Here is a 26,786-nt window from a genome sequence, read left to right as displayed (position 1 = left end):
CGGTCAATCCAGTAACGAAAGGGTGACGGGTGTCAGGTGGTTGTCTTCCACCCGCACTTGCAGTTGGCCCTCACCGAGACGCGCGGTCAGGCGCTGGCCGGTGTGGGTTTGCGCGGCGTTGCGGATCGCCTGGCCGCGCTCGTCGAGCAGGATGCTGTAGCCACGGCCGAGGGTCGCCAGCGGGCTGACCACCTGCAGTGTCTGCACCTGGCTTTGCAGCTGCAGGCGCCGCGCCTTGAGGCCCTCGCGCATGGCCCGGGGCAGGCGTTCGGCGAGGCTGTCCAGACGCTGGCGCAGCAGGGCCAACTGGCGGCCAGGGTGCTGTCCGGCGAGGCGAGTTTCCAGGCGGATCAAGCGTTCGCGACGGGTATTGAGGCTGCGCTCGAAGGCGCGGCGCAGGCGCATGTCCAGGTCGTCCAGGCGCTGGGCCTGCTGGCGCAGACGTTCGCCCGGGTGACGCAGGCGGCGGGCCATGCCTTCCAGGCGCAGGCGGCTGTGGCTCAGACGGTTGCGCATCAACATCACCAGGCGGCGATGCAGGTTCTCCACTTGGCGCACCAGGTGGCTGGCGTCCGGGGCCAGCAGTTCAGCGGCGGCAGACGGGGTAGGCGCGCGCACGTCTGCCACGAAATCGCTGATCGACACATCGGTTTCATGCCCGACGGCACTCACGATGGGCGTGACGCAGGCGTCTATCGCGCGGGCCACGGCTTCTTCGTTGAAGCACCAGAGGTCTTCCAGCGAGCCGCCGCCACGGGCCAGGATCAGCGCGTCGAAGCCGCGGGCGTCGGCGAGTTTCAGCGCACGCACAATCTGCGCGATCGCCTCGCGGCCCTGTACGGCGGTCGGAATCAACGTCAGTTCAATGATCGGCGCGCGTCGGCGGAATACGCTGATGATGTCGCGAATCACCGCGCCGGTCGGCGAACTGATAATGCCGATGCGCCGAGGGTGCGCCGGCAATGGCACCTTGCGCTCGGCACTGAACAGGCCTTCGGCGCTGAGCTTTTCCTTCAAGGCATCGAAGGCCAGGCGCAGCGCGCCGTCGCCCGCCGGCTCCACGGTGTCAAGGATCAACTGGTAGTCGCCACGCCCCTCGAACAACGAGACCTTGCCACGCACCTTCACCGCCAGGCCATCCTTCAGCGCCTGGCGCACCCGCGCCGCGTTGTTTCGAAACAGCGCGCAACGTACCTGGGCGCCGCTGTCCTTGAGGGTGAAATACACATGGCCGGAGGCCGGGCGGGCGAGGTTGGAGATTTCGCCTTCAACCCAGATATTGGTGAACACGTCTTCCAGCAACACCCGCGCGCGGCCGTTGAGCTGGCTGACAGTCAGGACTTCGCGGTCCAGGCCCAGTCGGGCAAAAGGATCTTTAATCATGGACCGCAGTTTATAGGCATTCGCGCAAGGTTTGGCAGAATTGCTCCACCAGCGCACCCCTTCGTACTGACGCAATGCTCACGGATGACTAAAGTGTCGGCATTCTCTTTCAAGGAATTGCCCATGAATGTGGTTGAGCTGATGGGCCAGTGGTCGTTCGGCGCGGTTGAGTGGCTGGTGATCGGCCTCGGTATCGTCGTGGCCTATATCGTTTTCGGTATCGCCGGATTTGGTACGGCGCTGGTGGCAGGGCCTGTGCTGATTCTGTTCATGCCGTTGTCGAAAATCATCCCACTGCTGGTGCTGCTGGATTTTGTCGCGGCGTTTGGCAACCTGCTGCAATCGCGGCGAGACGTGAACACGTCGGAACTGGTGCGATTGCTGCCGTGCATGGCGATGGGTTGCACACTGGGCGTGGTGTTTTTGCTCAACCTGCATTCGGACTTGCTGCTGTTGTTGATGGGCCTGTTTATCAGCGCGTACGCGGTCTACAGCCTGGCGGTGAAGGCGCGGCCCACGCAGTTGGCGACGGGCTGGTCGATTCCCATGGGCACGGTCGGCGGCTTGTTCGGGGCGTTGTTCGGCAGCGGCGGCTTTTTATATGCGATCTACCTGAACAGCCGTTTGCCCAAGGACGCGGCGCGGGCCACGCAAAGCGCGTTGATCAGTTGCAGCACGGTGGTGCGCCTGAGCCTGTTCCTGATCGCCGGCGTGTATGCCGATTTGCCCTTGCTGATGTTGGCGGTGTGTCTGTTGCCGGCGATGGCCCTGGGGCTGTGGTGCGGGCGCCGGTTGACGATGCGCATGTCCCGTGAGGCGTTTGTGCGGTTGGTGACGTGGTTGGTGCTGGCCAGTGGGATTGCGTTGATTGGGCGGTATTTGAGTACTTGACCTGGGTGGATCAGGGATTAAGCTGCCAGCCTTCAGGACGCCATCGGGGGCCCCTCCCACAGTTAGCTGTGTTCCCAATTCAAATGTGGGAGGGGGCTTGCCCCCGATAGCGTCAGCAGCCACACCGCAGGACTCCCATGAACTCCCAAAGCATCCTTGTCCCGAAAATCTCCACCTTGCCCGTCCACGAGCCCCGCGCGCGGGCAATCGTGCGCTGGCTGGTGCGCAAGAACATCATCAAGGGAGAACTGACCACCTGCGGCCGTACCGGCAATCGCATGGCCTACGCTCTCGCCGATGGCGCCCGCGCGGTGGTGCTGCACCCGCAGGCGCTGCCGTTCAACGAACCGGTCAATGGTCTGGAAATCATCTACAAACGCTGCATCTATACGCCGGCCAAGGGTTTTCTTGAAGAAGCCGGCTGCCCGGAGTGTCGCAAGGAAGTAGGTGAAGCCCTGTTCGACAGCCTGGAAGACTGGATGCCCGGCCACACCGACAACTTTACCTGCCCGCTGTGTGGGCACGAAGACGACATCAACGGCTTCCTGTTCCTGCAGGAATGCGGGTTTTCCAACCTGGGCTTTATCTTCAACAATTGGGCAGAGGCGGGGTTCAAGCAAAGCTTTATCGACGAATTTGCCGATTGGCTGGACCAGAAGATCGCTTGGGTCAAGGTCGAGCTGTAGGTTTGCCCCCGATGATCGTTCCCACGCTCCGCGTGGAAATGCATCCTGTGACGCTCCGCGTCACCTCAACGGTGGGACGCAGAGCGTCCAAGGCGGCATTCCCACGCAGAGCGCGGGAACGATCAGGCGAAGCCAGATTTCTCCATCTATCACTATTCCCAAATATGTCAGAGTTTTACGTTGAGACCTGAGGGGTGTCTGAGTATAATGGCGCGCTTCCATTTTCCCGCTCGGGAGCCCCCGCGATGCTGCGTATCAGCCAAGAAGCTCTGACATTCGACGACATTCTCCTAGTGCCCGGTTATTCCGAGGTGCTTCCTAACGAAGTCAGTCTCAAGACCCGCCTAACCCGTGGCATCGAGCTGAATATTCCCCTGGTTTCCGCTGCCATGGACACCGTCACCGAAGCCCGTCTGGCCATCGCCATGGCTCAGGAAGGCGGCATCGGCATCATCCACAAGAACATGACTATCGAGCAGCAAGCTGCCGAAGTGCGCAAGGTCAAGCGTTACGAAGCCGGTGTGGTGAAAGATCCCATCACCATCGAAGCTGACGCCACCGTACGCGATCTGTTCGAACTGACCCGCCTGCACAACATCTCCGGCGTTCCGGTACTGCACGATGGCGACCTGGTCGGCATCGTTACGTCCCGTGACGTGCGTTTCGAGAACCGTCTTGAAGTCACCGTCCGCGAAGTGATGACGCCTAAAGAGCGTCTGGTCACGGTCAAGGAAGGCGCCGACAAGAACGACGTGCGTGAACTGCTGCACAAGCACCGCATCGAGCGCGTGCTGATCGTCGACGACAAATTCGCCCTCAAGGGCATGATGACCGTCAACGACATCGAAAAAGCCAAGGCTTACCCGCTGGCCAGCAAGGATGACCAAGGTCGTCTGCGCGTTGGCGCTGCCGTTGGTACCGGTAAAGACACCGGCGACCGCGTGTCGGCCCTGGTCGCCGCCGGTGTTGACGTGGTGGTGGTCGACACGGCTCACGGTCACTCCAAGGGCGTGATCGATCGTGTGCGCTGGGTCAAGCAGAACTTCCCTGACGTGCAGGTGATCGGCGGCAACATCGCCACTGGCGCTGCCGCCAAGGCGCTGGCCGAAGCGGGTGCTGACGCGGTCAAGGTCGGTATCGGCCCTGGCTCGATCTGCACCACGCGTATCGTCGCTGGTGTCGGCGTGCCGCAAATCAGCGCCATCGCCAACGTCGCCGCGGCCCTTGAAGGCACCGGCGTGCCGTTGATCGCCGACGGCGGCATCCGTTTCTCCGGTGACCTGTCCAAGGCCATCGTTGCCGGTGCTTCCTGCGTGATGATGGGCTCGATGTTCGCCGGTACCGAAGAAGCGCCGGGCGAGATCGAACTGTTCCAGGGCCGGTCGTACAAGGCTTACCGTGGCATGGGTTCGCTGGGCGCCATGTCCCAGGCGCAAGGTTCGTCCGATCGCTACTTCCAGGATTCCTCGGCAGGCGCCGAGAAGCTCGTCCCGGAAGGTATCGAAGGCCGTGTGCCGTACAAAGGCACCCTGAGCGCGATCATCCATCAACTGATGGGCGGCCTGCGTTCCTCGATGGGCTACACCGGCAGCGCCGACATCGAAGAAATGCGCACCAAGCCAGAGTTCGTGCGGATCACCGGCGCCGGCATGGCTGAATCCCATGTCCACGACGTGCAGATCACCAAGGAAGCGCCAAACTACCGCGTAGGTTGAGCCTTCCAGCAAAACGTTAAGTAACCGGGGCTGTTCTTTCAGCCCCGAGTTGTTTCTGATTCATTAGACGAGACTGACTTCATGGCCCTCGACATTCACGCCCACCGCATCCTGATCCTCGACTTCGGTTCCCAGTACACCCAACTGATCGCCCGCCGCGTGCGTGAAATCGGCGTGTACTGCGAACTGCACCCGTTCGACATGGATGACGAAGCGATCCGCGAATTCGCACCCAAAGGCGTCATCCTCGCCGGTGGCCCCGAGTCCGTGCACGAAGCCAACAGCCCGCGCTGCCCGCAGGCGGTGTTCGACCTGGGCGTACCGGTCTTCGGCATTTGCTACGGCATGCAGACCATGGCCGAACAACTGGGCGGCAAGGTTGAAGGCTCCGAGCTGCGTGAATTCGGTTATGCGCGGGTTGACGTGGTCGGCAAGAGCCGCCTGTTGGACGGTATCGAAGACCACATCGACGCCGACGGCCTGTTCGGCCTCGACGTGTGGATGAGCCACGGTGACAAGGTCACCAAGATGCCGGAAGACTTCCACATCCTGGCCAGCACTCCGAGCTGCCCGATCGCCGGCATGTTCAGCGATGAGCGTCGCTACTACGGCGTGCAGTTCCACCCTGAAGTGACCCACACCAAACAAGGCGGGCGCATCCTGTCGCGCTTCATCCTCGACATCTGTGAGTGTGAAGCCCTGTGGACGCCGTCGAAAATCGCTGAAGACGCCATCGCCCAGGTGCGTGCCCAGGTCGGTACCGACAACGTGCTGCTCGGCCTGTCCGGCGGTGTTGACTCCTCCGTGGTTGCTGCACTGCTGCACAAAGCCATCGGCGACCAACTGACCTGCGTGTTCGTCGACAACGGCCTGCTGCGCTTGCACGAAGGCGAGCAAGTGATGGCCATGTTCGCCGAGAACATGGGCGTCAAGGTGATCCGCGCCAACGCCGAGGAGCAGTTCCTCAACAACCTGGCCGGCGAGTCCGACCCGGAGAAGAAGCGCAAGATCATCGGCCGCACCTTCATCGACGTCTTCGATGCCCAGGCCAAACACCTGGACAACATCAAGTACCTCGCCCAAGGCACCATCTACCCCGACGTCATCGAGTCGGCCGGCGCCAAGAGCGGCAAGGCCCACGTGATCAAGTCCCACCACAACGTCGGTGGCCTGCCTGAGGAAATGAACCTCAAGCTGGTAGAACCGCTGCGCGAACTGTTCAAGGACGAAGTCCGCCGTCTGGGCCTGGAACTCGGCCTGCCGTACGACATGGTCTACCGCCACCCATTCCCAGGCCCGGGCCTGGGCGTGCGCATCCTGGGTGAAGTGAAGAAGGAATACGCCGACCTGCTGCGTCGCGCCGACCACATTTTCATCGAAGAACTGCGCAAGGCCGACTGGTACCACAAGGTCAGCCAGGCGTTCGTGGTGTTCCAACCGGTCAAATCCGTAGGCGTTGTAGGCGATGGCCGTCGTTACGCATGGGTCGTGGCCCTGCGTGCGGTGGAAACCATCGACTTCATGACCGCCCGTTGGGCACACCTGCCGTACGAACTGCTGGAAACCGTCAGCGGCCGTATCATCAATGAAATCGAAGGCATCTCGCGCGTGACATACGACGTGTCGAGCAAGCCGCCGGCGACGATTGAGTGGGAATGATTGGACGTCCGGCATTGTCCGGCACGATCTAGCAAGAAATGCCCTGGAGCCCGCGTAATTGCGGGCTTTTGGCTTTTTGGGTCTGGCAGATTCTGGAAGCATTGCTGAAACTGCCGGGTGGGCTGTCGGCAGATGTGCTGAGTGCGCTGGGCGCCACGGCACAGCCTGGCGTAGGTATTAGAGAAACTGTGATCGAATCAAATCCGTATCGAACGGTGTTATCCCTTGATCAGGCGCAAATACCGCCTGTGCCTGCTGCGGTGAAGCCACTCGTTCCCCTCGTGCTCGAACATGTAAATCGAACAGGGTCTCCAAATCCGGCCTTGGTGTATGTACCAAAGCTCGCAGCATCAACGATACCCCACTGAGATTGTTCTGGACGTTGTTCCACCGCGCAGATGCAGTGAGTCCCAGATCGGCCCAAATCATGCGTCGTTCCTGCAAGTCCATTACGAATGGCAGACAGATCCCTGTGTTGGATGCGATATCGATACGGTCGAACACGGAGCGTGGTTCGAATATTTCACCCGATGCCACGTCGACACGGGCCATCCAGCCGGCGAAGCATTCTGGAAGATCGCAGTACGGTTGCTCGGTGTATGAGTTGATAGACGTGACTACATAGCGAATACCCTTTTCGACGAGGACATCGAGGTCGAGGTCGATGAACTCCGAAGCCCCTTTGGGCGCATCGACTATATCGCCGCTGTGGTAGCCGCCGAAATCCTTCAGGTTGTAGTACGCGACCGTTTGTTTGAACGCGAAGTTGGCGTCGAAAAAGGCGGCAGACAAGTCGATGTCTGTGCGTCCACGACCGTTCTTCCACCATAGGAACAGGCGAATGAAACGTGTGTCAGGCATAGGCAATCGACTGCCCCGCACCAGCGTACGTAGCGATTTCGATGAGGCACGCTGTGCCAGCGGCACTCTGTATTCGCGTAATGCTGGATCGATGAAACAGCGGCCTAGTGGCGGTAGCGACGCAAAACGCGTTATGAGTGCGCCCTCGCAGATTCTGGCTGCACGATCCAATACGGCGGGAGCGAGAGGTTCGCGTTGATCCTTGATGCCATAAACTTTGGCAAATGCACCTTTGGGCGTGAAGGCTCGCAGGGGGAGGGGGCGCGGCGCACGTACCTGGGCCAGTAACTGCAGCAGCACAGGTGAGGACACTTGTGTCGCAACCGACTCGAACGCGTCGAGAACCGATTCTGGGTCCGTCGCGCGCCGCAGGGTCGCGTCCAGCCTTCGTGCGAACTCACCAGGACGACTCTGTAGTAGGGGCGTAAGCGTGGAAATGTGACGCAAGGCAAGCAATGTTTCGACACGTGATCCAAATGAGGCTGGCGCTTCGTTGCGGCGTGCTGCCGTGATGGCGGCTAGCGCTCGTGGGTGTTTATCCGCGTAGTCGCCCGGATGCAGTACTTCAGCCAGGCGTTTCCAGTGCTCAGCATGGCGCATCACGTCTTCTACAGCGTTGGGTATTTGGTCGAGTAGGCGCAAAAGCAGACGGCGTATCGAGCGCTTCATCGCTGTGAAACGCGTCGAAGCTGTCGCCAGTGACACGTCTCCACCACTCAGAGCGACCGCGAGTCGTAGCACGTCAGTCGCCGTTTCGACGTTTTTCTCAAGGAATGCGTCCACCCTTGCATCGCCGGCTACCTGCAGGATAAGTGCGCCGCCAACCTGTGCACGGATCTCCCGGAACGGAATGGCTTCAGGCAGCAGGCGGAACACATCGTTTTTGTACGTTCGGATAAACCAGGCGACATCGGCAGCGTCCTCCTCGGAGAGGGAGGTGCGCGATGACACGAGTGGTTCGAGCAGTGACTCGAACTCAGAGATGCTTCCCGGTTCGATCACGCGGGATATGAAGTTGCCCTCAAGCATCGCAGGTCGAGAGTGTTCAGACGGCGGTAAACGCCAAAGCGTGAGGTAGTGGATGACGGCGTTAAGGTACAACTCCGCCTCTGAGGCCGTCAGAACCTGCTCTGGAAAGTCAGGATAAAATGGCTTGTGGTGTACATGAGCGCCAGTTTGCCGCCGCAGGACTCCGACAATTTCGCGCAACCAGTGCTTGAGCTCTGTCGCTGACAACATGCCGATTTGCTCAATCAGAGGTTCTGATAGTACGCATCGGAATGCCGCGACTTCCCGGACAGCCGACGCGACCTGAGCGCGCGTGGCACCGCCAGTTCCCATCGGGACGTGAACTTTGCTACGGCGACGCAGGAAAAGACCCTGATTCATGCTTGTTTTTCTCCCTTGGCCGCCGTCGTGGACGAGTTGCAGTACGGTTTTACAGCTGATGTAAAAACGCCTGCAAGAAGCAGGCGCAGTGTGGAGAGCGAAACCCCTAGGTCATCGGAGGTTAGAAGGAAGGTGTTCCATAGCCACGAACGCATCCTACGGAAGGTTGTATTTGTTTGCCAAGTAGCGGCATATCTCAACGGTAACAAGCTGCTTCACAGGCTACGTTTTTGCACAGTCTGCTTGGCGGGAGGTTTGTTTTTCTGTTGTGTAAACACTCAACTAAGAGCCATAAGTGTATAAAAGGACTGTTCAAGATTAAATGCATCGTATAGCGTGCATTTAGGCAGTATTATTTATTTTTGCATTGTATTGGATGCATTTTGGTATGGGCGATCTAGGAATACTGATCAAAAACCTCCGCAAGGCGGCTGGCCTTTCACAAAGCCAGCTTGCGCAGCGGCATGGCATGAGTCGCGCCACCATCTCGGGGATTGAGAACAATACCATCCCGGAAATCGGGATTCGCAAGGTTGCAGCCATTCTTGAAGGCTTGGGATATGAGTTGACCGCCATCCCCAAGCGTCGGCGCATGACCCTTGATGAGCTGAAATCGGGAAACATCCATGACGAGTCAAAGTGAACGGCTATATATCGGCGTAGGCGGTGTGCCTGCTGGAACGCTCGGGCGGGGTGCAGAGAACCGGCGCGATACGATTTTCTCGTATAACGACACTGTCAGCGAAGAGAATGCCGTATCCCTGACGATGCCGGTGCGCCTGGAGAGTTACAACTGGGAGTATGGGATCCATCCTTTGTTCGAGATGCACATTCCCGAGGGGCATCTCAAGGATGAGCTTGTGCGGCGTTTCAGCAAGTCAGTGCGCGGCTTTGACGACTTCGCTTTGCTGGGTATCGTGGGCCCACACCAGTTAGGTCGCATCAGTGTTGCCCATGATGCGGGTGGTGAGCCACTGCCTGGGGTCAAACTGTCCGAGCTATTGGTTTATGACGGGGCGAAAGACCTGTTTGATGATCTTCTGAAAACCTACGCAGCCTACTCGGGGGTGTCGGGTGTTCAACCCAAAGTGTTGGTACGCGACGTTGACGACATGGCCCCCGGTATTGAACGTCTCACCCATCGGGGCGCGACGCATTTGGTGAAGGCGTTCAACGAGTCTGACTTTCCTCAGTTGGCAGCCAACGAATTTTTCTGCATGCGGGCTGCATTCCATTGCGGCCTGGAGGTGCCTGAATTCCAGCTCAGCGAGCACGGTAAGCTCCTTGTGGTGAAACGGTTCGACATCAGTGAAAGCGCCTACCTCGGTTTCGAGGACATGTGCGTTTTATCGGGATGGGGAACCGCGAAGAAGTACGACGGAAGCTACCAGGGAGCACTCATCCAGAGTTCGCGGCGGTAGGAGAGAAGATGACTGCTGCATGGACGGCAGGGCTGGCAAAAAGCATCGCAGTGCAATGATCTTCCCGACCTATACTCAGTCCCGCGCAATATCCGAAAAGTAAACTTATCCAGCGTATGCCGCGACTCGGTGTACTCGTACTGCCGCCCATCCTGCAAAAACGTCTGGTTGTTCACCACGATCACATGGCTTTGGCCCTCGAGGTCGAGGTGTGCCTGGTCGTTCTTGCCGCGGGGCAGGGCTTCGATGGTGCGCTGAGCGTAGGTGTTTGCCTTGCAGTACGGCGAAGGCCCCGGCGCTGGCCTGGTTTACACCGGCAATACCTTCCTGGGTAAGAGCAGCAAAAGTTACCGCGCCGTGGAGTTTTTCGACTGAATGTTGGTGTGCAGGTCGAATACTGGTGGAAATAACTAGACGGGTGTACGCGGACTAAAAATGTGGGAGCGGTGTTTGGATAATCGTGTTTACAACTGCGGGTTATCTTCCGGCGGCTTGGTCTTATCCACACCCGGCACATGCAAATTGCCTTCGACCACCTGATTCCCCTCCAACTGCGGCTGGGTCACCCAGGTCAGAATGTCGTAGTAGCGCCGGATGTTCGCCACAAAATGCACCGGCTCGCCGCCCCTGGCATAACCGTAGCGCGTCTTGCTGTACCACTGCTTCTGCGACAGGCGCGGCAGCATTTTCTTCACGTCCAGCCACTTGTTCGGGTTCAGGCCTTCCTTTTTCGCCAGCAGCCGCGCGTCGTCCAGGTGGCCGGTGCCGACGTTGTAGGCGGCGAGGGCAAACCAGGTGCGGTCGGGCTCGGCGATCTTGTCGTCCAGCTCGTCCTTGATCTTGGCCAGGTACTTGGCGCCGCCCATGATGCTTTGCCTGGCATCCAGGCGGTTCGACACGCCCATCGCCTGGGCGGTGTTCTGGGTCAGCATCATCAAGCCGCGCACGCCGGTCTTGGAGGTGACTGCCGGTTGCCACAGCGATTCCTGATAGCCGATGGCCGCCAATAGTCGCCAGTCGACCTTTTCTTCCTTGGCGTAGGCGCGAAAGTGCTTCTCGTACTTGGGCAGGCGCTGCTGCAGATGCTGAGCGAAGGTATAGGCGCCGACGTAGCCGAGTACATCGACGTGCCCGTAATAGCGATCTTTCAGACGCTGGAGGGTGCCGTTCTTCTCGACCTTGTCCAGGTAACTATTGATTTCGTTGAGCAGGCTGTTGTCTTCACCGGCGGCCACCGCCCAGCTTTGGTTGCTGGCGTTGCCCAGGTCGAACGCCACGCGCACGTTGGGGAAGTACACCTGGTTCATGGCGACTTCGTTGGAGTCCACCAGGGTCAGGTCGATTTGCCCTTCGTCGACCATGCGCAGCAGATCGACCACCTCAACGGCGTCGGACTCCTCGTATTCGATGGCAGGATTCTGCTTTTTCAGCGCCGCCAACTGCTCTGCGTGGGTGCTGCCCTTGAGCACCATGATCTTCTTGCCGACCAGGTCCGCCGCATTGGTGGGCCGCGATTGGCCGTTGCGGTAGATGATCTGCGGCGTAACTTCGAGGTACGGGTGAGAGAAGCGCACCTGCTGCTGGCGCTGTTCGCTGCTGACCAGGCCGGCGGCGGCCAGCACCGGGCCGTTGGGTTTGCCCAACTGACCGAACAGGTCATCCAGATTGTCAGCGGTTTCGATTTTAAGCGTAACGCCCAGGTCATCGGCGAAGCGCTTTACCAGCTCGTATTCGAAACCGGTTTCACCGTTGCGGTCCTGGAAATACGTCGCCGGGCTGTTCCGGGTAACCACCCGCAATACGCCATCCTCCTTGATTCGCTCGAGCGTGCTGGGTTTATCAACACAGGCGCTGAGCATCAGGAAGAGTCCGGTGGCGATGAGCCATTTGGCGCATCGCGGGCGCAAAACAGTTGGGGAGAACATCTGCGCAGTATACGCAAACGGCCCACGGCGCCATATCTCGACAGCGGTAGACTTGTCTGCTAGCGCCGCCAAAACTGTGCTGCAGCCCGCAGAAACGTGGCTTGGCGCCCGATTGTGACGGTTAAAATATCTGCGCCCGGTGCCGGGGAACATCCCAGGGCCCCATGCAAACCGTGCCAACTGACGTCCGGCAGCGGCCAACGGTAGCGTTTCGGGTGCCGTTGGCGAAGGTTTACGCTAGAATGCACGGCCTCAAAGCACACCCCTTCCCGAGGCTGTCCCGAAGATGTTGATCCTGCGCGGCGCTCCTGCCCTTTCTGCCTTTCGCCACAGCAAACTCCTCAAGCAACTGAGCCAGAAGGTTCCAGCTGTTACAGGCTTGTATGCTGAATTTGCTCACTTCGCCGACGTAGCCGGCGTCTTGACCGCCGACGAACAGCAAGTGCTCGCACGCCTTCTGAAGTACGGCCCCAGCGTTCCCGTTCAAGAGCCGACCGGCCGCTTGTTCCTGGTTCTGCCACGGTTCGGCACCATCTCGCCCTGGTCGAGCAAGGCCAGCGACATCGCCCGTAACTGCGGCCTTTCGAGCATCCAGCGCCTGGAGCGTGGTATCGCGTTCTACGTTGCCGGCCAGTTCAGCGACGCCGAGGCCGAGCTGATCGCCAGCAGCCTGCACGACCGCATGACTCAGATCATCGTCAGCCAGCTGGAACAGGCTGCCGGGCTGTTCAGCCACGCCGAACCCAAGCCGCTGACCGCAATTGACGTACTGGGCGGTGGCCGCGCCGCCCTCGAGAAGGCCAACACCGAATTGGGCCTGGCCCTGGCCGAAGACGAGATCGACTACCTGGTCAACGCTTTCATCGGCTTGAAGCGCAACCCGCACGACATCGAGCTGATGATGTTTGCGCAGGCCAACTCCGAGCATTGCCGTCACAAGATCTTCAACGCCAGTTGGGACATCGACGGCGAAAGCCAGGAAAAAAGCCTGTTCGGCATGATCAAGAACACCTACGTGATGCACAGCGAAGGGGTTCTGTCGGCTTATAAGGACAACGCCTCGGTGATCGTCGGCTCCGTCGCCGGCCGCTTCTTCCCGGACCCTGAAACCCGCCAGTACGGCGCGGTGCAGGAACCGGTGCACATCCTGATGAAGGTCGAGACCCACAACCACCCGACTGCGATTGCCCCGTTCCCCGGCGCAGCCACCGGTTCCGGCGGCGAAATCCGTGATGAAGGCGCGACCGGCCGTGGCGCCAAGCCCAAGGCGGGCCTCACCGGTTTCACCGTGTCCAACCTGCAGATTCCGGGCTTCGAACAGCCGTGGGAAGTGCCGTACGGCAAACCCGAGCGCATCGTCACCGCGCTGGACATCATGATCGAAGGCCCGCTCGGCGGCGCCGCGTTCAACAACGAATTCGGGCGCCCGGCATTGACCGGTTATTTCCGTACCTTCGAACAATCCATCACCACTCCGCGTGGCGATGAAGTGCGCGGTTACCACAAGCCGATCATGTTGGCCGGCGGCATGGGCAACATCCGTGAAGAACACGTTCAGAAAGGCGAGATCCTGGTCGGCTCCAAGCTGATCGTCCTCGGCGGCCCGGCGATGTTGATCGGCCTGGGCGGCGGCGCGGCTTCCTCCATGGCCACCGGCACCAGTTCGGCCGACCTCGACTTCGCCTCGGTACAGCGCGAAAACCCGGAGATGGAGCGTCGCTGCCAGGAAGTCATCGACCGTTGCTGGCAATTGGGTGACAAGAACCCGATCAGCTTCATCCACGACGTCGGTGCCGGTGGCTTGTCCAACGCGTTCCCGGAACTGGTCAATGATGGCGACCGCGGTGGCCGTTTCGAACTGCGCAACATTCCAAACGACGAGCCGGGCATGGCCCCGCACGAAATCTGGAGCAACGAATCCCAGGAACGTTACGTGCTGGCGGTCGGCCCTGAAGACTTTGCGCGCTTCCAGGCCATCTGCGAGCGCGAGCGCTGCCCGTTTGCCGTGGTCGGCGAGGCCACTGCCGAGCCGCAGCTGACGGTGACCGACAGCCACTTCGGCAACAGCCCGGTGGACATGCCGCTGGAAGTGCTGTTGGGCAAAGCCCCGCGCATGCACCGTTCGGCGGTACGTGAAGCCGAGCTGGGCGATGATTTCGACCCAAGCACCCTGGAACTGGCCGACAGCATCGAACGCGTGCTGCACCACCCGGCCGTGGCGAGCAAAAGCTTCCTGATCACCATCGGCGACCGCACCATCACCGGCCTGGTGGCCCGTGACCAAATGGTCGGCCCGTGGCAGGTACCGGTGGCCGACGTTGCCGTCACCGCCACCAGCTTCGACGTCTACACCGGTGAAGCCATGGCTATGGGCGAGCGTACGCCGCTGGCCTTGCTGGACGCGCCGGCGTCGGGCCGCATGGCCATTGGCGAAACCCTCACCAACATCGCGGCCTCGCGCATCGGCAAGCTGTCCGACATCAAGCTGTCGGCCAACTGGATGTCCGCAGCCGGCCACCCCGGCGAAGACGCGCGCCTGTACGACACCGTCAAGGCTGTCGGCATGGAGCTGTGCCCTGAGTTGGGGATCACCATTCCGGTGGGCAAGGACTCCATGTCCATGGCCACCCGCTGGAATGAAGACGGCACCGACAAGAGCGTCACCTCGCCGCTGTCGCTGATCGTTACCGGGTTCGCACCGGTCACCGATATTCGCCAGACCCTGACCCCGCAACTGCGCATGGACAAGGGCACCACCGACCTGATCCTGATCGACCTGGGCCGTGGCCAGAACCGCATGGGCGCCTCGATCCTGGCGCAGACCCACGGCAAGCTCGGCAAGCACGCGCCGGACGTCGACGACGCTGAAGACCTGAAAGCCTTCTTCGCCGTGATCCAGGGCCTCAATGCCGACGGCCACCTGCTGGCTTACCACGACCGTTCCGACGGCGGCTTGCTGACCAGCGTGGTCGAGATGGCCTTTGCCGGTCACTGCGGCCTGAACATCGTGCTCGACAGCGTTGCCGAGGACGCTGCCGAAATCAACGGCATCCTGTTCAACGAAGAGTTGGGTGCGGTGATTCAGGTGCGTCAGGACGCGACTCCAGACGTGCTGGCACAGTTCAGCGCCGCTGGCCTGGCTGAGTGCGTGGCGGTGATCGGTCAGCCGATCAACAACGGAGAAGTGAATATCTCGTTCAACGGTGACACGGTCTTTACCGGCCAGCGCCGCCTGCTGCAACGCCAGTGGTCCGAGACCAGCTACCAGATCCAGCGCCTGCGCGACAACGCCGACTGCGCCGAGCAGGAATTCGACGTGATCCTGGAAGAAGACAACCCGGGCCTGAGCACCATGCTCAGCTTCGACGTCAACCAGGACATCGCTGCGCCCTACATCAAGAAAGGCATTCGCCCACAGGTTGCCGTACTGCGTGAGCAGGGCGTCAACGGCCAGGTGGAAATGGCGGCGGCGTTCGACCGTGCCGGCTTCAATGCGATCGACGTGCACATGAGCGACATCCTCGCCGGTCGCGTTGACCTCAATGAGTTCAAAGGCCTGGTTGCCTGCGGCGGTTTCTCCTACGGCGACGTGTTGGGTGCCGGTGAGGGCTGGGCCAAGTCTGCCCTGTTCAACAGCCGCGCCCGCGATGCGTTCCAGGGCTTCTTCGAGCGCAACGACAGCTTCACCCTGGGTGTGTGCAACGGTTGCCAGATGATGTCCAACCTCAGCGAACTGATCCCGGGCAGCGAGTTCTGGCCGCACTTTGTGCGTAACCGTTCCGAGCAGTTCGAAGCCCGTGTCGCCATGGTGCAGGTGCAGGAGTCCAACTCGATCTTCCTGCAAGGCATGGCCGGTTCGCGCATGCCGATCGCCATCGCCCACGGTGAAGGCCATGCAGAGTTCGCCAGCGAAGAAGCCCTGCTCGAAGCCGACCTGTCCGGCACCGTGGCCCTGCGTTTCGTCGACAACCACGGCAAGGTCACCGAGAACTACCCGGCCAACCCGAACGGCTCGCCGCGCGGCATCACCGGCCTCACCAGCCGCGACGGCCGCGTGACCATCATGATGCCGCACCCGGAGCGCGTATTCCGCGCAGTGCAGAACTCGTGGCGCCCGGAAGAGTGGGATGAAGACGGTGCGTGGATGCGCATGTTCCGCAACGCCCGCGTTTGGGTGAACTAAGGCCATGTACAAGCTCGCCTTCTTCGTACCTGACAGCCACCTGGAGACGGTGAAAACCGCCGTCTTCGCAGCCGGCGGCGGGCGCATCGGCGACTACGACAACTGCGCCTGGCAAGTGCTGGGGCAGGGCCAATTTCGCGCGTTGGACGGCAGCCAGCCGTTTATCGGGCAGGTGGGCCAAGTTGAAGTAGTGGAAGAATGGAAGGTTGAGCTGGTGGTGGCGGATGAGTGGATCGTGGCTGTTGTGGCTGCGCTCAAACTGAGTCACCCGTACGAAACGCCGGCGTATGAAGTGTGGCAGTTGGCGAATTTTTAATCTGTTGGCTGCATCAACAAGAAACCCGCTGGGCCCGTTTGGCCGGCGGGTTTTTTGTTGGCTGCGAGGGCCTCATCGGGAGCAAGCCCCCTCCCACATTTTGATCGGTGCCAGACTTGGCAATGCGGTCATATGTGGGAGGGAGCTTGCCCCCGATGAGGCCAAAACAGCCACTACCTCTCTAAACCCTGGCGCTGACGCCACCGCTTCCAGCTGGCGCACATTCGCTCGGCCACCCAGCGCATTCAGCCATTTCTCGGCCTCCTGCACATTCACCGCCATGGCGCCCAGGGCTTTCAACTCAGTACGGCGCAGGGATCAGTTTCACCTGGTCACGAATGGCATCGATCAAGGCTGTCTGGTAGACAAAGCGCTGCTGCGCCATGTCCCAGCGATCAATGTAGAACATCCCCTGATCGTCCACCTGGATTGGGGTCGAGACGATTTCGCCGCTTCTGGATTTGTGCAGCAGGTTGGTTTCTGCCATCGACGGGTGCTCGACCAGAAAGTGCCCGGTAGCTTTCAGCCGTGTTCTGTCCAGCGGCACGAAGGCGGCCGGTTCATGCTTGCCGGGCACGCCGACGTTCAACGTAAAGTCACTGCGTAACGCCGTCCAGCGGGTTTCCAGGTTTGTCTCCCAACGGCCGGGGCGGATGTTGCTTGACAGGCTGGGCGCGACATCGCGGATATGCAGGCTTACAGCACCTTGCAGTTGGGCTAGGCCAGGCACTTGCTGGAAGGTGTTGGTGTGGCCGCTGCCGATGAACGCCACCCATTTGTGCGGACCATTTGCCGCCTGGTCAGCGTTGATGACGCGTGAGGCAAAGTAATTGAACATCTCGTTGCGGGCGTCGGAACCCGCGCCTTTTACGTGGTAGCTGGCGCTGCAGTCGAGCGCACGCACCCGAATGCCGTATTTATTGGCGGCCTGGATGACCTGTGAATAGGTATTGGGCCCGCTGTAGAGCGGCATGTGACCGACGTCCTGAGATCTTAGATAGCTTTGCAGGTTGCGCGGCATGTGCGCTGTTCGAAAGAACGTATCCAGGTCTGCCTGGTGCAGGTCGGTGAGCAGGTGCTCAACGTAGAGAGTTTTGACCTCCAGTGCCTTGAGTTTTTTCATGTGTTTTATAAGGAACGCCTTGCTGGACTGTGCCTCGTGGGCTTCACCAATGATCAGTCCGGGCAGCGTGCTCTTGTTGAGCGTTTCAAGGAAAGGCTCGGCCTGTGTTTTCGTACCCAGCGCGGAAAGATCCGGGCGGGCCGGTAGTTCATGGCTGCTCAGAAACTGTTTGGCATCCTTGTGCAGGCGTTCCCGGATGCTCTTGAAGGCAAAGAACGCCTCGCGCTGGCTTGGGCCTGGCACATAGTGTGTATCCAGGCCATAGGGCTGTTGCGACTGGGTGCGGATGCTGTCACGCAGGGAGGGGGCGATATCGTATTCGCTGTAATGCCCAACGGCGGGGAGTGCCGCCGCAGCGGATGGGCCTGGCTGCTCGACAGCCTTGTAGGGAGTTTGCATAGTCAGGCGGTAATCGCCTTTGGCGAGGGCATCACCGGCGATGTTTCCCGGACTGTCGACCCAGATGCCCACGGGCTGGTCGAGGCCCACATCTTCAACCCGCATAGCTACCGCCTTGTGCAGGTCGGCGAGCCCTGGCTTCTGATTGAAGGTGGTCATGCGCGCAGGATCGACCAAGGCAATCCAGCGCTCGTCCGGCAGGTCCTCGATATCGGCTTCCAGGACTTTGTGCGAGTAGAAGTTTCTCAGGGCGCTGTCTCGCGGTGTGGTGGGCGGGGTATCCCCCAGGCTCAGCATATCGTCCAGCTGGTAGGAGGTTGATGCGTCCAGCGCCCGTACCTTCAAGCCTTTTTTCTGCGCCTCGTGAACCAGGCCCACGTAAGAGAACCTGGCGTCTTCGGCGAAGCCCAAGGCTTTGTCGATGGCTTTCAAGTGCTGTTTGATATTCCTCCAAGAGCCACCACGGTTGAGCTTTTTCAGTTTTTCGCGGAAGACATCGTTGGGCAGGTACTCCACATACAAGCGTCTGAAGCCTTTTTTAATCAGGGCGTCCATGTTTTCGATCAACAGCTGTTTGCTGGCGATGGAACCCGGGACGGCGCCAATGACCAGATTGGGGTTGGCAGTGAACAGGGCGCTGTCGGTCAGCGCGGACACATCAGTCGTCACTTCGACGGCTGGAACCTACACGCGAGGAGCTCCGAGCGCAAGAGCGTTGAAGAAATCCTGTGCATCGTTGGTCAAGTGGTTCACTTGCTGTTGGTAAACCGTATGGGCTTTTTTCAGGTCCATGGCGGCGAGGTCCCGCATGAGCCCTGGATCATCCAACCAATCATCGGCAGCCGTGAGCATCTCCTTCGAGTTGGGGTTCACAACCGCCTGCATCTTGCCCTGGTACTTGGCCGGTATCTCATAGTTTTTCAGCCTGTCGGGAGACTCCGCGACTTTTTCATACTTCGGTGCACCACCTGTCACGCCGGTGCGTTTCCATACGCCTTGGGCATCGGGTGCGGCCAGGCGAGTGGTCGACACCAGTTTGCCGGTGGCCGGGTCCAGGCGATACAGCAAGTAGCGACCAATCGGATCAGGAGTCTTGGGGGCCCAGAGCAGTTCTCCGTTAAACCAGGCGGACTGCATACCGGCAGGAGCGAGCGGGGTGGGTTCGAGCGGGCTGATCAGTTTTAACGACGGTGTGTTTGCAAGGCGTTTGGGAGGCTGGCTCAGGCGTTTCACTGAATCCAGTGCCGGTCGCAGGTCGGTGAATACCGCGCCGGCACTGTTGAGTAGATAACCCATGAAATGTTCCAGCGCTTTAGCATTATCACCTTGATGATAAGCGTGCAGTGCCAGCATGCCATCCTTGAACGCCAGCAACAGGCCGGCACTCAGGCTCAGGATGGGGAATGGCGCGGTGGCGATGGCCGTAACCCATTCCACGCAGGTCCATAAGATGTCGGTGATCATGTGTGTGCGGTTGACGGTGGTGGCTGCCACATCGTCGATGATGCGTTGCAGCTTCATGTTGTACAGGTCTTTGCGTAGATCGAGCAGCGGCGCCTGTGCGTGAGTCGAGTCATACCGTGCGGGGCTGACAGTGGTTCTGTCCAGATGCTCGGGCAGTTGCTCCTTGGCCTTTTCCAGAAAGGCCTGGACCCTGATCCTGGATTGGGTGGGGACGCGCGCGATGAGGTACTGGATCATCCCCGGCGTTTTTATCAGCAGGTAGTTGAACAACTTGGCTTCGCGCCAGCGGATACCGTCCGGTGCATTGGGGGTATAGAGCAGCGTGGGATTGTCGCCATGGCTGAACAGGTAGGTGCCTATCACCCAATCGCCGTCGATCATCAGGCGGTGAATGGCATAGTCGAGACGGGTTTGCGCCGATGTACTGCCCATCGTTGCGATGCTGCGTTCCAGCCAGGGCAAGTCGACGCTGGCGATATGGCCCTGCAATTGACATTCAAGGGCTGCGTTCTGCATTTGCGTTTGGGCCAGGACCAGCGTGGCATTGCGCCGCAGGTCATAGTCCGGGCTGCCAGCGTTCAATAGCCTGGCCTTGATCTCGTTGGTATAGCGTTGACCGATCCAGACACCCGTGACCGAACGCGCGACATTTTCCGCCGTCAGCAGGCTGAGGTCTACCTTGTCCGGACCTTTGAAGCGTGCGGAGCGAGAAAATTTCTCGTCGAGGAAGCCGATGCCATCCGCATACCCATCGCGGTAGAGCTGGGTGTAGGAGATAGGCGCGGGTGTGGACGTACCTTTCAACGAAGGCGGCGAGTAGGCCCACACAGTGTCAGGGTCGACCGCGTCGCGAGGGTGACCGAGCAGTGTGTTCAGACGTATCTTGGCCTGTTCATGCAAATAGTCGGTAAAGGTTGGGACGCTCGCTTCGGACAGCGGAAAGTCGTTATAGGTACGCAGCCCACCTTCGGCGTCCTCCGCCAGTTTCAGCAGTTTACGACGAGTGTCGGAAGGCGCGGAGCGGTACCAGCCTGGCGTACTGAACTCGTAGTCATCGACACGGGTGGCCAGTACATGGGCCGCCATGTCCTTGAGGCAATCGGCGTGACTGCGACTCGGACTGAAGGTGACTTCCTCGTGCTCAAGGTCCTGAGGCTTGAAGCTCAAGCCTCTGAGTACCTGCGTCATCGTGTTGCGAAAACGCAGGGCAACGCGGTTGATCAGGTAATCGGTCAGGGTGCCGGGTGGCGTTTTGATGCCGTTGTCCAGAGCCCAGCCGAGGACATGGCTCTGGCAGGCCGCATCACTGTTGAATGCCTGGAATTGTTGCTCACGCGCACCTTCTGGCGTGCATAGCAGCACACGTATGACCACATCCTCGGCGTTGCGCTGACGCAGCACCCAAAGGTCCTGCAACTGGGCTTCATGCAGTGACACGGTCGAGGCGCTCAGGCCGGTACCGGTGCCTTGGCGCAGGCTTTGGATCAGGCTGTAGTCGTTCTCGCTGAGGTGACCTTGCAACAGCGCCGCATAGGCCAATGCGTTGATTCTGAGATCAAGCATCGCTTCGATGGCTCGGCTGACTTCAGGCTTGGAATGCATCTGTTTTTGCAGGTCGCCAAAGTCGATACGTGGTTGCAGCGTACCCAACTGTTCCAGCAGCCAGGCGGGCGTCAGGTGGTTGTACTCCTGCTCCAGCGCTGCGCCGTTGTAGGTCAGCGTGGTCTTTTTCAGGAAGTCGGAGTCGACGTTCTCATCGCCGGTATGCGGGCCGCGCAGGGCCAATTCGACCAGGCTTCGGTCGTGCTCATATTCGCCGATGGGGTCGAGCACACGGCGAGTGTTGACCTCTATCCGCTGCGGGTCGAGGTCGTGGATTTCCAGGTCGTCGCTCAAGCGTTCCAGCCATTGGTAACGAGCCAGGGCGTGGGGCGTGGTGACCGGCCCCAGCAAGTCCAGCAGGTGCTGTCGCGCTTCGTTATAGCGGCGCAAATGGTCGGCCAACGTCGTCCGGCGCGCCTCGTTGGCGCTGCGGTACCAGTCCGGCGCGCTGTGGCGCAGCCATCTGTCCAAAAGCACCTGGGCACGCCATTCAAAGCGAGCAGTAAGGTCGGGCAGGGCATCGGTAATGGCACGGTCCAGCGCGTCCATCAGCAGGCCCGCGTCGTTGTGAGGATTGTTGACCAGGCTCAAGGCCCGGTCGATGTCCTCGCCTCGTTTGGTGATCAGGGCGTTGTAGGTATGTTCGAACAGCGGCGCGTCGTCGATGGGGGCCAGGGTCAGTGGCCAGATCGCCTCTGGGGTGATGGCGTGGTAACGCACCGCAAGCAGGCTCAAAACTTCATGGCGTTCACCGGCGTTATCCAGGCGTGATCGCAACCGGGTATTCAAGTCGGTCAATGAGTCGAAGGTTTCGATGCCGCGTGACGGTGTGAACAACAGCACCCTGCCCACTGCCGCGTTGGCCGTCATTTCGCTCACCACGGGGCTGGATTTTTCGGTGAGGACAAAGGCCCCGGCCAGTTCGACGGTTTGGTCCTGGTACTCCATGGTCAGTGCGTACTGGCCGGGACGTTGCGTCGGGCCCAATGGGAGGCGATCGAGCATTGCTCGCTCTTGCGGGTGCAGCAGGCGGTCCATCTCTCCCAGGGCGGCCTCGTGGGTCAGGGCCGTGTAACCCGCTTCATATGTCATGAAGGATTTTTGGCTCTTGCCATCGATTTGCTCACGAAGATCAAGCGCCTGCAACCGGGTGTTCAGTGTGGTCTTGAGAACGCTCAGCAGCGTCTGCCCTTCAGGGCTGGCCAGGTTGCTGCGGGTCAGTGCCTGGTAAAGCGCACGGCCTTTGCGCAGGTACTGTTCGCGGTGCTGTTTCAACTGAACATTCAAGCGCTCCAGATAAGCCAACTCGGTGGATGCTTTCTGGTCCGGCAGCAACGGTGTATCGACCTTGAGCAGGTGATGGCCGATCAGGTTGAGCGAGCCTTTGATTTCATCAAAGGACGGGGGGGGAGTGGAAGTGCTCACGGGTACGGGCTCCATGCCGAGGGTAAGAACCCTCAGCATGGAGAACCGTGGTTGGGAGCAGGCCGTAAATAAGTAGCGGGATCAGGCGATGAAGCGTTAAGCGCCCGCGCCGATCTGCCGAGCACCGACCAACCGCTCCAACGCATCACCCAATCCCGGCGCCTTGTCACCAATCAACAGGTGCCAAACGCCGCTGTCCAGCCGACTGACGCCCTGGCAACCCAGTGCAGTGAGATCAGCCTCTGACAACACCGAATCATCCCCCAACTCCACCCGCAATCGCGTCATTGCCACGGTTTCCAACTGCCGCACATTCTCTCGGCCACCCAAGGCGCTCAGCCACTTTTCGGCTTCCTGCACATCCACCGACACCGGCTTATCCACAGGCGCAACCGTCACCGACGCACTGGCAACAAAAGACGGCATCGCCAACCGAATCTCATCGGCAATGCTATCCGCCATCGGGCCGACCACTACCTGCAAACTCCCACCATTGCCCGGCCGCACCACGGCCATGGCGCCCAGCGCTTTGAGTTCGGCATCCATCGCCTTGTTGCGGTCGAGCATGTCCAGGCGCAGCCGCGTGGTGCAGGCGCCGACGCTGAGCAGGTTGTCCGCACCTCCCAATGCGCGGATGTAAGCCGTGGCGCGTTGGTTATCGCTCATCGTTTCAGCCGGTGCCACCTGGATATCTTCCCGGCCCGGTGTCTTCAGGTTGAAGCGGCGGATGCAGTAACTGAACACCGTGTAGTAGATCGCCGCATACGCCAGCCCCACCGGCACCACCAGCCAGCCGTTGGTGGATTTACCCCAGCCGAGCACCATGTCGATAAACCCACCGGAGAAGGTGAAGCCCAGGTGGATGTTCAGCATATTGGTGATGGCCATCGACAGGCCAGTGAGCACGGCGTGGATCAGATACAGGAACGGCGCCAGGAACATAAAGGCAAATTCAATCGGCTCGGTCACCCCGGTCAAAAACGAGGTCAGCGCCATCGACAGGAAGATCCCGCCCATCACCTTGCGGCGCTCCGGCAGGGCGTTGCGGTACATCGCCAGGCACGCGGCGGGCAAGCCGAACAGCATCACCGGGAACATGCCGGTCATGAACTGGCCGCCCTTCGGATCGCCGGCAAAATATCGAGTCAGATCGCCCGTCACCACCGCGCCCGTCACCGGGTCGGTAAAGCTGCCGAACACGAACCACGCCATGTTGTTGAGGATGTGGTGCAGGCCGGTGACGATCAACAGGCGGTTGAACACGCCAAACACGAACGCGCCGAGGCTGCCGCTTTCCATCAGCAACACGCCGAAGCTGTTGATGCCGTGCTGGATCGGCGGCCAGATCAGGCCAAAAATCACGCCCAGTCCCACCGCCGAAAAGCCTGTGACAATCGGCACGAATCGCCGCCCGCCGAAGAACGCCAGGTACTCCGGCAGCTTGATGTCCTTGAAGCGGTTATACAGCCCACCGGCCATCAGGCCACTGGCGATACCGGCGAGCATGCCCATGTTGATGGAGGTGTCCATCACCTTGAGCGTGGAGATCATCACCAGATAGCCAATCGCCCCTGCCAGGCCGGCCGTGCCGTTATTGTCGCGGGCAAAGCCGACGGCGATGCCGATGGCGAAGATCAATGCCAGGTTGGCGAAGATGGCCTGCCCGGCGTCGTGCATCACCGCGATATTGAGCAAGTCGGTGTCGCCCAGCCGCAGCAAGAGACCGGCGATCGGCAGGATCGCAATCGGCAGCATCAGTGCGCGGCCCAGGCGTTGCAGGCCTTCGATGAAATGTTGATACATGGCGTGTCTCCCTATTCTTGTTGTTTTCAGCTCAGCGGCCAGTGGTGTTGACAGGCGTGGCGAACGGCTTTGGCGCTGCTCAGGTCGAGCAATCCTTGGCTCAATTGCCGGCATTGCGCCGCGTCCAGGTGGCGGACGCGGTCCTTGATTTCGCCGATCTGCGGTGGGCTCACCGACAGCTCGCTGACGCCCAGGCCGATCAGCACCGGCGTGGCCAATGGGTCAGAGGCGAGGGCGCCGCATACGCCGACCCAGCGCCCATGTTTCGCCGCACCGGCGCAGGTCTGGGCGATCAGCCGCAGCAAGGCCGGGTGCAGCGCATCAACGCGGGCGGCGAGGCCCGCGTGGTCGCGGTCCATGGCCAGGGTGTACTGGGACAGGTCATTGGTGCCGATGGACAAGAAGTCCGCATGCTCGGCCAATTGCTCAGCCATCAGTGCGGCGGCGGGCACTTCGATCATCACGCCCAGTTCGGGACGCTGGGTCAGTGCCAGCTCTTCGCACAATTGATCCAGGCGCTGGCGGATCTGCAGCAGCTCATCCACTTCGCTGACCATCGGCAGCAGGATGCGGCAGCGCTGCAGCGGGCTGACTTGCAGCAGCGCGCGCAGTTGCAGGTCGAGCAGTTCCGGGCGTACCTGGGCCAGGCGAATGCCGCGCAGGCCCAGCACCGGGTTGGCTTCGACAGGCAGCGGCAGGTAATCGAGTTGCTTGTCGCCGCCCACGTCGATGGTGCGGATGATCACCGACTTGTCGCCCATGGCATCCAGCACGGCTTGATAGGCCTGGCGCTGCTCCTGTTCATCCGGCGCGGTGCGGCGGTCGACGAAGAGGAATTCGGTGCGCAGCAGGCCGACGCCATCGGCGCCGTTTGCAAACGCCAGTTGGGCTTCGGCGCTGGAGGCGACGTTGGCGGCGATTTCAATGCTCACGCCATCGAGGGTGCGCGCCGGCAATCGGGCCTGAGCCTGTTGCTGCTGGCGGCGGACTTTCTGCGCGTCACGAATCTGGTGGACTTCAGCATGGCGAGCATCGCTGGGCGCCAGTTCCAGGCGGCCATTGGCGGCGTCCAGCACCACGCGCTGGCCCTGAGGCACCTCAAGCAGCTCAGCACCCAGCGCCACCACGCAAGGCAAGCCTTTGCCCCGCGCCAGAATCGCGACGTGGGACGTGGCGCCGCCCTCGGCCATGCAGATCCCCACGGCGTGCTGTTCGCTCAGTTGCAGCAGGTCCGAGGGGGTGAGTTCATGGGCGCTGACAATCGCTCCGGCGGGCAATTCGAAGTGCCAGGCTTCACCCAGCAGCGCACGCAATACGCGTTGTTGCAGGTCGCGCAGGTCGTTGGCGCGTTCGGCAAACAAGGGCTTGCCCAGTGCCAGCAATACCGCGCACTGGGCCTGGATCGCATCGCGCCAGGCATGGGTGGCGGCGCTGCCCTGGGCAATGGCGTCGGCAGCGGCTTGCAGCAATGCCGGGTCTTCCAGCAGCGCGAGGTGCGCGGCGAAGATCTCTTCTTCGTCGATGTTCTTGCGTTGGCGGGCGTGGTCCAGGGTGCTGCGGATTTCGCCGCGCACCTGCTCCAGTGCCGTATCGAGACGCTGCTTTTGTTCGTCGGCCGCATGGTTACCGGTGTCTTCCGGCAGCTCGATGCCGGTCAGACGAAACAGCGGGCCGCACACCAGGCCGGGGGCTGCGCACACGCCTTGCAACACATCGGCTTCCACACTGGCGCGACGTGGTACGGCCGCCACTGCAGGAGCGTGGTGATCTTCGCGGATCGCCACGGACAACGCCGCGATCAACCCTTGCAGCGCCGCATCGGCATCGTTGCCACGGCAGGTCACGCGTACTTCGTCACCTTCGCCAATGCCCAATCCCATCAAGCCAATCAGGCTGTCGCACGACGCCGACTTGTCAGCGAAGTGCAGGTGCGCCTGGCTGCTGAAACCCTGGGCGGTCTTGCGGATCAGCGCCGCGGGGCGCGCATGCAAACCGCCGCGATGGGTGATGCGTACGCTGGCGCTGGCTTCGGCGCTGGAGTTATCCACAGCCGCTTGAACGGGGGCGCCCGAGCGCAGCGTCACCTGCATCAACGGCTCCCCGACCTTGACCGTGCTGAGCGGGCAGGGCGTCAGTTCGAAGCGGTCGCTGTTGGTCAGGATGATCAAGCTCACCAGGCTCTTGCACTGGCGCGCAATGCGGTCCAGATCAAATTGCACCAGCGCCTGGCCCTGGCTCACCCGCGCGCCTTCCTTCACCAGCAAGGCAAAACCTTCGCCATTGAGTTCCACGGTGTCGATGCCGACATGCATCAGCACTTCGGCACCGTTGTCGGCGCGCAGGGTCAGCGCATGTCCGGTGCGGGCGACGTGGATAATCACCCCATCACACGGCGCGTGCAGGCAATCGTTCAATGGGTCGATGGCAATACCGTCGCCCATGGCGCCGCTGGCGAACACTTCGTCGGGGACGCTGCCCAGGGCTAGCACCGGCCCACTCAAGGGGGCGCTAAGGGTCAGTCGGTTATTGTTGTTGGACATG

The 26,786-nt window shown here is 60.8% G+C and carries 14 protein-coding genes and 2 pseudogenes; 8 read left to right on the top strand and 8 right to left on the bottom strand.

The window, feature by feature from the left end:
* Positions 1-3 precede the first annotated feature (3 nt).
* The gene (gene xseA / locus C4J89_RS21545) at positions 4-1,383 is read right to left on the bottom strand and encodes an exodeoxyribonuclease VII large subunit (protein ID WP_124415531.1); all 1,380 of its coding nucleotides are present in this window, start codon (positions 1,381-1,383) and stop codon (positions 4-6) included.
* A gap of 123 nt (positions 1,384-1,506) precedes the next feature.
* On the opposite strand from xseA, the gene C4J89_RS21540 reads away from it, so the two are divergent.
* The 4 genes from C4J89_RS21540 to guaA all read left to right on the top strand — a co-directional run bounded on the left by C4J89_RS21540 (position 1,507) and on the right by guaA (position 6,334).
* Entirely contained in the window at positions 1,507-2,274 is a 768-nt protein-coding gene (locus C4J89_RS21540) for a sulfite exporter TauE/SafE family protein (RefSeq protein WP_124415530.1), read from the top strand.
* A gap of 137 nt (positions 2,275-2,411) precedes the next feature.
* A complete protein-coding gene (locus C4J89_RS21535) occupies positions 2,412-2,960 on the top strand; it encodes a sugar ABC transporter ATPase (protein WP_124415529.1) in 549 nt (182 codons plus the stop codon).
* A 245-nt stretch (positions 2,961-3,205) separates the two neighbouring features.
* The gene (guaB, locus tag C4J89_RS21530) at positions 3,206-4,675 is read left to right on the top strand and encodes an IMP dehydrogenase (RefSeq protein ID WP_015885726.1); all 1,470 of its coding nucleotides are present in this window, start codon (positions 3,206-3,208) and stop codon (positions 4,673-4,675) included.
* An 81-nt stretch (positions 4,676-4,756) separates the two neighbouring features.
* On the top strand, positions 4,757-6,334 hold the full coding sequence (guaA, locus tag C4J89_RS21525) for a glutamine-hydrolyzing GMP synthase (RefSeq protein WP_124408096.1): 1,578 nt from the start codon (positions 4,757-4,759) through the stop codon (positions 6,332-6,334).
* Between the two features lie 177 nt (positions 6,335-6,511).
* On the opposite strand, the gene C4J89_RS21520 is transcribed toward guaA, so the two are convergent.
* On the bottom strand, positions 6,512-8,584 hold the full coding sequence (locus tag C4J89_RS21520) for a TerD family protein (RefSeq protein WP_124415528.1): 2,073 nt from the start codon (positions 8,582-8,584) through the stop codon (positions 6,512-6,514).
* Positions 8,585-8,972: 388 nt separating this feature from the next.
* Here C4J89_RS21520 and C4J89_RS21515 point away from each other — a divergent pair, with 388 nt between their 5' ends.
* On the top strand, positions 8,973-9,227 hold the full coding sequence (locus tag C4J89_RS21515) for a helix-turn-helix transcriptional regulator (protein WP_124364279.1): 255 nt from the start codon (positions 8,973-8,975) through the stop codon (positions 9,225-9,227).
* Positions 9,211-9,978 (top strand): annotated as a pseudogene (locus C4J89_RS21510) (type II toxin-antitoxin system HipA family toxin); the annotation flags it as partial. The gene C4J89_RS21515 and the pseudogene C4J89_RS21510, both read left to right, overlap by 17 nt.
* Before the next feature lie 102 nt (positions 9,979-10,080).
* Here C4J89_RS21510 and C4J89_RS27240 read toward each other — a convergent pair.
* Together C4J89_RS27240 and mltF are read right to left on the bottom strand one after the other, a co-directional pair.
* A pseudogene (locus tag C4J89_RS27240) lies at positions 10,081-10,271 on the bottom strand (UTRA domain-containing protein); the annotation flags it as partial.
* 198 nt (positions 10,272-10,469) lie between these two features.
* Positions 10,470-11,930 carry a membrane-bound lytic murein transglycosylase MltF gene (gene mltF / locus C4J89_RS21500; protein WP_124364278.1) on the bottom strand — a complete coding sequence of 487 codons (1,461 nt, stop codon included), beginning with the start codon at positions 11,928-11,930 and terminating at the stop codon, positions 10,470-10,472.
* Between the two features lie 286 nt (positions 11,931-12,216).
* On the opposite strand from mltF, the gene purL reads away from it, so the two are divergent.
* A complete protein-coding gene (purL, locus tag C4J89_RS21495) occupies positions 12,217-16,113 on the top strand; it encodes a phosphoribosylformylglycinamidine synthase (RefSeq protein ID WP_124415527.1) in 3,897 nt (1,298 codons plus the stop codon).
* A gap of 4 nt (positions 16,114-16,117) precedes the next feature.
* Positions 16,118-16,429: an NGG1p interacting factor NIF3 gene (locus tag C4J89_RS21490; protein WP_124415526.1), complete on the top strand. Its 312-nt coding sequence runs from the start codon at positions 16,118-16,120 to the stop codon at positions 16,427-16,429.
* Positions 16,430-16,730: 301 nt separating this feature from the next.
* Here the strand turns inward: C4J89_RS21490 and C4J89_RS21485 are convergent, their stop codons facing one another.
* The 4 genes from C4J89_RS21485 to ptsP all read right to left on the bottom strand — a co-directional run bounded on the left by C4J89_RS21485 (position 16,731) and on the right by ptsP (position 26,785).
* Positions 16,731-18,608 (bottom strand): membrane-targeted effector domain-containing toxin, encoded by a 1,878-nt coding sequence (locus tag C4J89_RS21485; RefSeq protein ID WP_124415525.1) that lies wholly within the window; start codon positions 18,606-18,608, stop codon positions 16,731-16,733.
* A 27-nt stretch (positions 18,609-18,635) separates the two neighbouring features.
* Positions 18,636-22,442, bottom strand: coding sequence for a dermonecrotic toxin domain-containing protein (locus tag C4J89_RS21480; protein WP_124415524.1), 3,807 nt, complete (start codon positions 22,440-22,442; stop codon positions 18,636-18,638).
* Positions 22,443-22,538: 96 nt separating this feature from the next.
* A complete protein-coding gene (gene nagE, locus C4J89_RS21475) occupies positions 22,539-24,245 on the bottom strand; it encodes an N-acetylglucosamine-specific PTS transporter subunit IIBC (RefSeq protein WP_124415523.1) in 1,707 nt (568 codons plus the stop codon).
* Positions 24,246-24,271: 26 nt separating this feature from the next.
* Positions 24,272-26,785 (bottom strand): phosphoenolpyruvate--protein phosphotransferase, encoded by a 2,514-nt coding sequence (gene ptsP / locus C4J89_RS21470; RefSeq protein ID WP_124415522.1) that lies wholly within the window; start codon positions 26,783-26,785, stop codon positions 24,272-24,274.
* Between the last annotated feature and the right edge of the window lies 1 nt (position 26,786).

Source organism: Pseudomonas sp. R4-35-07, from assembly GCF_003852235.1.
In the GTDB taxonomy this organism is placed as follows: Bacteria; Pseudomonadota; Gammaproteobacteria; order Pseudomonadales; family Pseudomonadaceae; genus Aquipseudomonas.
This window is presented reverse-complemented; position numbering and strand designations above follow the sequence as displayed.